Source organism: Oceanobacillus sp. Castelsardo, from assembly GCF_001659985.1.
Taxonomy (GTDB): Bacteria; Bacillota; Bacilli; order Bacillales; family Amphibacillaceae; genus Oceanobacillus.
In genome coordinates, this window is sequence record NZ_LYCS01000034.1 from 1 (window position 1) to 699 (window position 699).

General features: G+C 53.9%; 1 rRNA gene. It reads right to left on the bottom strand.

Annotated features, from left to right (window positions below):
• Nucleotides 1-699, bottom strand: a 23S ribosomal RNA gene (locus tag A9178_RS18350); the annotation flags it as partial.

Consider the following 699-nt stretch of genomic DNA (forward strand, 5'->3'; position numbering starts at 1 on the left):
ACATTCAATATCAGGCTACAGTAAAGCTCCACGGGGTCTTTCCGTCCTGTCGCGGGTAATGCGCATCTTCACGCATAGTATAATTTCACCGGGTCTCTCGTTGAGACAGTGCCCAAGTCGTTGCACCTTTCGTGCGGGTCGGAACTTACCCGACAAGGAATTTCGCTACCTTAGGACCGTTATAGTTACGGCCGCCGTTTACTGGGGCTTCGGTTCTAAGCTTCGGGCTAAAAGCCCTAACTCTTCCCCTTAACCTTCCAGCACCGGGCAGGTGTCAGCCCCTATACTTCGCCTTTCGGCTTCGCAGAGACCTGTGTTTTTGCTAAACAGTCGCTTGGGCCTATTCACTGCGGCTCTACTCCGTAGAGCACCCCTTCTCCCTAAGTTACGGGGTCATTTTGCCGAGTTCCTTAACGAGAGTTCTCCCGCTCACCTTAGGATTCTCTCCTCGCCTACCTGTGTCGGTTTGCGGTACGGGCACCTGTGGCCTTGCTAGAGGCTTTTCTCGGCAGTGTGAAATCAGGAACTTCGGCCAGAAGGCCTCCCCATCACAGCTTGAAATTGCCAGGCGGATTTGCCTACCTGACTTTCTCACTGCTTGGGCGCACACATCCATCCGTGCGCATTCCTTATCCTACTGCGTCCCCCCATCGCTCAAACGGTCACGAGGTGGTACAGGAATATCTGCCTGTTGTCCAT